Origin of the sequence: Candidatus Magnetominusculus dajiuhuensis, assembly GCF_046044395.1 — a bacterium.
GTDB classification, from domain to species: Bacteria; Nitrospirota; Thermodesulfovibrionia; order Thermodesulfovibrionales; family Magnetobacteriaceae; genus Magnetominusculus; species Magnetominusculus dajiuhuensis.
In genome coordinates this window covers 1-7,486 of sequence record NZ_JBJUSG010000154.1, presented here as the reverse complement: position 1 = coordinate 7,486, position 7,486 = coordinate 1, and the positions used below count along the sequence as shown (strand labels likewise).

The 7,486-nt window shown below is 47.0% G+C and carries 6 protein-coding genes; 5 read left to right on the top strand and 1 reads right to left on the bottom strand.

Features of this window, described 5'->3' with window-relative positions:
- Positions 1-104: 104 nt before the first annotated feature.
- Positions 105-3,221 carry a PAS domain S-box protein gene (locus AB7D94_RS15480; RefSeq protein WP_420266886.1) on the bottom strand — a complete coding sequence of 1,039 codons (3,117 nt, stop codon included), beginning with the start codon at positions 3,219-3,221 and terminating at the stop codon, positions 105-107.
- Positions 3,222-3,395: 174 nt separating this feature from the next.
- On the opposite strand from AB7D94_RS15480, the gene AB7D94_RS15475 reads away from it, so the two are divergent.
- From AB7D94_RS15475 to AB7D94_RS15455, 5 genes are all read left to right on the top strand, one after another.
- Positions 3,396-4,139 (top strand): SDR family oxidoreductase, encoded by a 744-nt coding sequence (locus tag AB7D94_RS15475; protein ID WP_420266885.1) that lies wholly within the window; start codon positions 3,396-3,398, stop codon positions 4,137-4,139.
- A 108-nt stretch (positions 4,140-4,247) separates the two neighbouring features.
- On the top strand, positions 4,248-5,012 hold the full coding sequence (locus AB7D94_RS15470; RefSeq protein ID WP_420266887.1) for a DUF3786 domain-containing protein: 765 nt from the start codon (positions 4,248-4,250) through the stop codon (positions 5,010-5,012).
- Between the two features lie 102 nt (positions 5,013-5,114).
- The gene (locus tag AB7D94_RS15465) at positions 5,115-5,564 is read left to right on the top strand and encodes a hypothetical protein (protein WP_420266884.1); all 450 of its coding nucleotides are present in this window, start codon (positions 5,115-5,117) and stop codon (positions 5,562-5,564) included.
- Positions 5,565-5,593: 29 nt separating this feature from the next.
- On the top strand, positions 5,594-5,938 hold the full coding sequence (locus tag AB7D94_RS15460) for a hypothetical protein (RefSeq protein WP_420266883.1): 345 nt from the start codon (positions 5,594-5,596) through the stop codon (positions 5,936-5,938).
- A gap of 30 nt (positions 5,939-5,968) precedes the next feature.
- The gene (locus tag AB7D94_RS15455) at positions 5,969-7,294 is read left to right on the top strand and encodes an amidohydrolase (protein ID WP_420266881.1); all 1,326 of its coding nucleotides are present in this window, start codon (positions 5,969-5,971) and stop codon (positions 7,292-7,294) included.
- Positions 7,295-7,486: the final 192 nt, after the last annotated feature.

The following is a 7,486-nucleotide window of genomic DNA, read 5'->3' as shown; positions in this document are numbered from 1 at the left end:
AAGGGGGGGGGGGCTGCTTTACTATTGTGACACAGTCTGGAAAGCGGGAATCCAGAAGGGGAACTCTCTATTGTAACTTTCTCGTTTGCCCTATGGGTTGCCCCCTATTTATGATTTTTGACTGACGAGGCATAGATTGCCTGAACCGCAGGGGACGGTTCGACGCCGAAATTGGACATGAGCACTTCTCGGCACATATTGTATGTGGAGATAACATCGGCGGCGTGTCCTAATGTCTGATAGCAGCTCATAAGGCCCTGATATAATAGCTCTTCTGAGTTATATATGGATAAGGCGTCCTTGTAACACCCTATGGCCTGTTGCCATCTGTCGCGTTTTTTGAGCCATTCTCCAACTTTTAAGCTGGTATTGATGAATTTTTGCATCAATATTCCCCTCATATGGGCTGACAGCGGTTCAGTCTGCTGTCCGGGTATGAAATCTCCCCTATAAAGACGACACATCTTTTCAGTCAGGCTCATCATTGCTTCCTCATCACCATGAGCGCCGCTTTCACGATGAATATGGTCAATTCTCCCCGTAATATCATCAAATGCCCATGTATCTACCCAACATAATTCGGGATTAAGGCATAATTGTCCATCCATGTGCGTGATAACGTATTTTCCACCCACCAGTTTACGCAATCTGTGCATATTGGTGCTGAACAGATTTTGGGCGGAATCCCCGTCCGAATCAGGCCATAAATGGTCGGACAGCAAAGCAACATCTACCTGCCTTCCGCCAAGGGCAATCATGGCCTTTAGCATGAGCAACGGCATCTTCTGCGGCTTAGCTGAAAACCTGAGAGCGCTGCCATCTCTGAATAGCTCAAACCGCCCAAGCGTATATATTTTCAGAGACCAGGGCCAGTCTTCTATCGTGTGGCCGTCTGATGTGATATTGTAGAGGGCTATCAGTTCCTTTGCATAGGCGATATGGATTCCCTTCTCAAGGGCGGCCTTGCATATAAAAGCCACCGATTTTTTTAAGGCTAAGAATAATCTCATGCCCGATACTGTGGCAAACTCGACGCACTTATCAAACATCACCTCAAACTGCCCCCGGTCATTAGTCTTCAGGGCGATAAGCGCCTTAACCGCTGAAACAGGATAGATAAACAGCCCGCTTTTTGTTGCAGCCTCAATACCCTCAATTTCCCTTAACTGTTCATTGGCGCCATCGTAACGGCCTACCTCCGCCAATACATAGGCAAAGAAATACCTATTTATTCCCAACATAAAAGGACAGCCTGACTTTTCTACCATTTCCACATTTCTCCTGCCATATTCAATAGCAGAGGGAATGTCACCTTTGGCAAGCTCGAATAGGGACGCCAACTGATAATAATATGATGAGTAACTCTGCTTTTTTTCCACTAAGGACTTTATTTTCGTCATGTTTTCACCAGCCGTCTCATTATCCCCTTCAGCAAATGAACAATGCACAGATAACCCCAACAATGCCGTATCCATCTGGTGTATACCCGTTTGCTCTGCAAGAGCGAGACCCTCCTCAACAATTCTCTTCACGTCCTCAGCAGAGAGTTTATAGTAGTAATATAATGCCTCTGCCCTCAGATACATCAGCCTCAGCATAGGGTACACCTTTATCTCCCTGGTTGGAGCCGATAAGATGTCCACAATAATGCCTGCCTTAAATACAGCGCCCGTCCAAAGATAGTACATCAGGATGCTGTAACCGGCAAAGATACGGACCTCTATGTGTTTAGAATATAGTACAATTCTTTCAGCCTCACCTAACCAATAATCTATCCCCGTATGCCCTGGCTGGCGAAATATTAGTGCCGCCACAACGCCCGACACCACAGCTTCCCTTTCTCTATCAGAGTTGCTATGTTTATACAACTCTAACAGTGATTCCTCAAACTCCGCAATCCAGTAATCAAGGGGGTGAAAATCCTTCCATTCAATGACTATGGCCTTCATTATGCCGCATAAGGCTATGAGCTGCCCGTCAGAACAGCCTGATTTTTGAAAAATAGGATATACGCCTTTCAATATCAGACGGGCATCGCCGGGATTCAGATACATCTTGTTTATGCCCTGCCATAACAACAGCCAGGGATAATCCCGCATTATTTCGTATGGTATAGCGGAAAACCATTTATCAACAGTGGTATGCCTACCCTCATCAATAAGATTCTGCGCGTGTTTGATGATTGACTCCTCAAATCTCTTCCATTTCTTAATTTTAAGAATTTGTTCAATACTCTCTTCAACGTACCCGTGTTCCTCCAAAATATCCGCCGCATGTACCACTATCTCATCAGACGTCATCTTAGACTGCTGCAACAGGATACGTTCCTCTCCCAACTTTTGATCAACCTGTTCCTGCACCTTTTGTTCCAGTGTCCTGTTCATTTCCTCTAACTGCCTGGTTCGTATAATCAGCTTCGATTCGATTTGTTTAGCGCGGGTAATGTCTCGGAATACACCCATATGATAACTCTTTTCGTTTAGTCTGATATTATTGATATCAGCGTGAACATGTAATATTCTGCCATCTTTCGTTTTGTGCATAGTGTCAAAAGAATCATATCCATACTTTTCTATCTTTTCTATGTGAGCCATTACCTCTTCTTCCGATTCAATTATCTCAATATCCATTATTTTAATTTGTTCAAATTCTTCCTGTGAATAACCATAAACTTTAGGGGCAATATGATTAAACATTACTATCCTGGCATTTTCAGCGTCCACTAAAAATATTGGATCCATCGCCTGTTCGAATAGTATCCTGAATTTCTCCTCAGATTCTTTTAATGTCTTTTCCTTTATGAGCATGTCCGTTATATCCTGACCTGAACTTATCGTATAGACTACATTTCCGTCGTTGTCTCTTATAACATCGTTATGCCATAAGATGGTTCTCTGTTCGCCAGATTTTGTTAATACCTGATTTTGGTAGAACTCGGCAGTTTCTATCTCACCGCTGACCATTTGATTAAATATACCTTTTACGCCGTCTCTTATGCCCATGGGCAGGAAATCGTCAAACCAGTTTTCCCCAACTATCTCATCCCTGTCATAGCCTAAGATATTACAGCCCAATTTATTAATAAGAGAGACGTTACCTTCCCTATCAAGTACAACTATCATCCCCCCTAACAAGTCGAGGTAACGCTGAAACTTATCCATTTCTATTATTAATAGGTCATCGGACAGATTTCTCACCGCAACATCCCCCTCATTTATCACACCCCATAACCCTGCAATTGTACCATTTCCGCGTAAAGAATTGATATGGCTGTTGTTATCCCGGGAAATGACACCCCGAACCCTTGACAAAATCGTTGGCGACATTTATACTATAACAACTACTTTTGTGGGTGGACCAGCACGATAAATACAACTAAAAGGAGGTAACACGTAATGGATTTAGCAGGGAAAAACGTAGTAATAACAGGCGGCGGCAGGGGTATGGGCAGAAAGTTTGCCGTGGATATGAAAAACGCGGGGGCTAAGCCCTTCGTAGTGGACGTGATACAGGAAAATCTTGACTCTCTGAAGGCGGACACCGGAATAGACGGCAAGATACTCGACGTTACAAAGGAATCAGAGGTTGAGGCATTTTTCAACGCCTACACCGACGACCACGGCGCGGCAGATGTGCTTGTCAACAATGCGGGAATAACCGCCGATTCGCTGTTCATCAAGAAAAAGGGCGAAGAGATAATCAAGTTTCCCCTTTCAAACTGGGAAAAGGTTATAAACGTAAATCTCACCGGAGTGTTTCTCTGTGCGCGTGAGGCGGCCTATCACATGGTAAAAAGCGGTAAAAAGGGCGTTATCGTAAATATTTCTTCAATAAGCCGCTCTGGAAACCTCGGCCAAACCAACTATGCGGCAACCAAATCGGCCGTAGATTCCATGACCGTTGTTTGGGGCAAGGAACTCACCAAATACGGTATCAGAGTCGGAGCAATAGCCCCAGGCTATATCAACACCGAGATGGTGGCAAAGATTCGCCAGGACATGCTCGATAAAATAATAGCGAATATCCCCGTAGGCAGACTTGGAGAGATGGAAGAGATATCAAAGGCAGTCAGGTTCATCGTAGAAAACGATTTCTTCACAGGAAGGGTAATAGAAGTTGACGGCGGTATGAGAATATAAGACACCTGCCGTGCATGATTGGATATGATTGTTAAAAATCCGGCATTTGACACTGATGCCGGATTTTTTTCGTAATGTCACCGGGTTAGAGGCCCCAATGAACACTTGATGAACACGATAGAACTATATAAGGAATTACCTAAGACCAACTGTGCCGACTGCGGCCAGAAGACCTGTATGGCCTTTTCAATCGCCGTTGTCAAGGGAAGCGCCGCGCTTCATACGTGTCCGCATCTGGACAAACATACCCTTGATAAATTGTCTGTGAGCGTAGTCAAACTCGATGTTACAGAGGCCATGTTTGACAAGCTGAAAGAGGAAACCGGCAAACTGGATTTAAGAAAAGCGGCAGTGGCAACCGGCGCGGTTGTCACAGACCACGGCATAATAATGAGATGCCTTGGCAGGGATTACACGGTAAAATACGACGGCAGCGTAGAGTCCGGCGGCGTGGTTAGCCTTTGGATAAAAATCCTTCTTTTGATCCACATCAAAACCGCGGACGCCTCTGAGCTGGCAAATGACTGGGTCTCGTTTGACCGCCTGCGAATGGGGACAGTGAAAATTGGGGCATTTAAGAAAGAATGTGAAATACCGCTTACCGATATGTTTATAAGGGATTACACCGCGGCCACCGCCTCTATTACATCTCTCGGTGCCGTAGAAGTACCTGGACAGCCGTCAACTGCGGCATGGGAGCTTCGTCTGCTGCCTAAAATCCCAATCCTCATCCTGTACTGGCAAGGCGACGATGAGTTCCAACCGGAGGTAAAGGTATTGTTTGACAGCATGGCTGATAGATACCTTGATGTCGAATCTCTCGTATTCCTGCTCAGGGAACTAACCATTACGTTAGGCGAATGTTCTGTTTGAAATAATTAATCTGCGCTCAGCGCCGGAAAATATTTGTAAGAATATAGTATAATGACAGGACAAACAGTGAACTCTCAGTAAACTGAAGGGAAGGAGGCCGTGATGGCAAAGCAAGCGTTTGGCTCGTTTGAGGACTTAATTGAACTCGCAAGTAAATTTGTAGAACAGCAAGGCGGCAAGTGGGACCACACCGCGTGGCTGGAGTTTTTGTCCAACATCCAAAGAAAGGGGTTTTACCTGTCCAATGACATGCAGTCTTACCTGGGTTCGATGCTTGAGTCCATGAAAAAACTGTACTCCTCAGTATCAAGCACAGCCGAGATTCAGAACATTATGCTGGGCATCTCTGAGAATACGATTAACTTCATCAAGAAGACACAGGGCACATGGGACCACATGGGATGGGAACTATTTATAAAGGACCTGCAAAAGCGCGGGCTGTCGCTGACAGAAGAGACCACTACGTACCTTGGCGGCGTGCTTGAGGCCGCAAAGGAACTCTACACCTTCCCCGTGACTGGCGCTGGAGGCAGAAGCGGTACAAAAAAATAATTGAAGCCTGAGACGTTACGGTGGAGGCCATGGAAGATATTAAGTACAAAGAGTACACAAAGGAAGAGAGCGCGGTATACGACGACGCCATGGAGAGATTGAATCAATCTATGGCGAATGGCCTTAGCCTTGATGACGCCGTTTCGCGCCTTGATATCGCCGACGAGGAGTTAAGGAGACTTATAACCGAAGATTTTCTAAAGATTTTCATAGTACAGTTGCACTATGAAAAGGGGCTTGCGCTGAAGGATGTGGCAAAAAGTATGGGCATCACCTACGAGCGCGTCATGGAGGCCCATAAGTCAATGTTGCAGGACGTACAGATAACCTCAATAGCCGAATATCACAAGGGCATCTCAAAGGGGCAGGCCTGAGGATAGAGAGACGCCACCGGAGATAATGTAATGCCTGATTGTGATTATATAGTAAGCGGCGACTATGTGTTGACAATGGTTGACGGCGCGCCTCCTCTGAGGCACGGTGCAGTTGCCGTCAGCGCAGGGAAAATAGTGGCGATTGGCGGCGATAAGGCCATCGCCGCCGAATACAATCCCACGACAGCGGTTGGTGGCAGTGGCAAGGCGGTGCTTCCCGGCCTTATCAACGCCCACACCCATGCGGCGATGGTGTATTTTCGCGGCATTGCCGACGACCTGCCGCTTAAGGAATGGCTTGAGAGGCATATCTGGCCTGCCGAGGGCAAGTGGTTAAGCGATGAGTTCGTAGGCGATGCAACAGAGCTGGCCTGCTGCGAGATGCTCAAGGCAGGGGTTACCACGTTTAATGATATGTACTTTTTTGGGGACAGCAGTGCCCGAGCCGCAAAGAGGATGGGCATGAGGGCGGTACTTGGCGCGGGGGTGCTGGATTTCCCCAATGCGTCAGCCCGTAATGCCGATGAGTACATAGAGAAGGCGGAGCAATTCATTAAAAATTGGCTTGGCGACGACTTAATCACCCCGTCAATAGCACCCCACGCCCCATACACATGCAGTCCTGCGACCTATATGAAGGCAAAACGCGCGGCAGAGCGCTACGGAGTGCCGCTGCATACGCATCTCTCTGAGACACAGCATGAAGTAAGTGAGATAACAAAGAAATATGGCAAACCTCCGGTTGAGCTGCTTGAAGAGATCGGGTTTTTAGACGCGACTGTCGTTGCCGCGCACTGCGTATGGGTTAATGACAAGGAAATTGAGATACTCGCAGGGAGACGCACAGGCGTTGCGCACTGCATAGAAAGCAACCTGAAGCTGGCCGCCGGCATCGCCCCTGTTGTGTCTATGCTGAACAAAGGGGTAAACGTCGCGTTTGGGTCTGACGGCGCGGCAAGCAACAACGACCTCGACATATTTTCTGAAATGTCCTTCAGCGCTCGCGTGCATAAGGCGATGAGCGGCGACCCGACGGTGATAAACGCATTCACTGCCCTTGAAATGGCGACCTCAATCGGCGCGCGCGTCCTTGGCATGGGGGATAAGACGGGCACACTTGAGGTAGGAAAATCTGCCGACATAGTCATCGTGGATTTAAACAAGCCTCATCTGGCACCGTTTTACGACATTTATTCAGTCATAGTGTATTCGATGAGGTCCCCTGACGTGGAATCGGTGATGGTAAACGGCAAACTGTTAGTTGACCGCGGCAAGTTCATCCCAAAGGACGAACAGGAAATCATGGACAAGGCGTGGTGGTGGAAGGATAAAATAGACGGCGCTAAGAATATTTAGTGCACGGAAAATTTGTCCTGATGGATCAAACAAGTCTTCAGTGGAAGTTGCAATGATTTCTGAACTGTCCTTTCCTTAGTCCGTCATACCGGCCTCCCTTCGTCATACCGGTCTCCTTTTTGTCATTCCGGCCTCCTTTTTTGTCATTCCGGCTTGTCCGGAATCGTGCGCCTGTGAGTGTGCATAGTCAGA

What these genes read in the sequence shown, in the direction of transcription:
- AB7D94_RS15475 (WP_420266885.1), top strand. Translation starts at nt 3,396, where the DNA reads ATGGATTTAGCAGGGAAAAACGTAGTAATAACAGGCGGCGGCAGGGGT.
- AB7D94_RS15470 (WP_420266887.1), top strand. Translation starts at nt 4,248, where the DNA reads ATGAACACGATAGAACTATATAAGGAATTACCTAAGACCAACTGTGCC.
- AB7D94_RS15465 (WP_420266884.1), top strand. Translation starts at nt 5,115, where the DNA reads ATGGCAAAGCAAGCGTTTGGCTCGTTTGAGGACTTAATTGAACTCGCA.
- AB7D94_RS15460 (WP_420266883.1), top strand. Translation starts at nt 5,594, where the DNA reads ATGGAAGATATTAAGTACAAAGAGTACACAAAGGAAGAGAGCGCGGTA.
- AB7D94_RS15455 (WP_420266881.1), top strand. Translation starts at nt 5,969, where the DNA reads ATGCCTGATTGTGATTATATAGTAAGCGGCGACTATGTGTTGACAATG.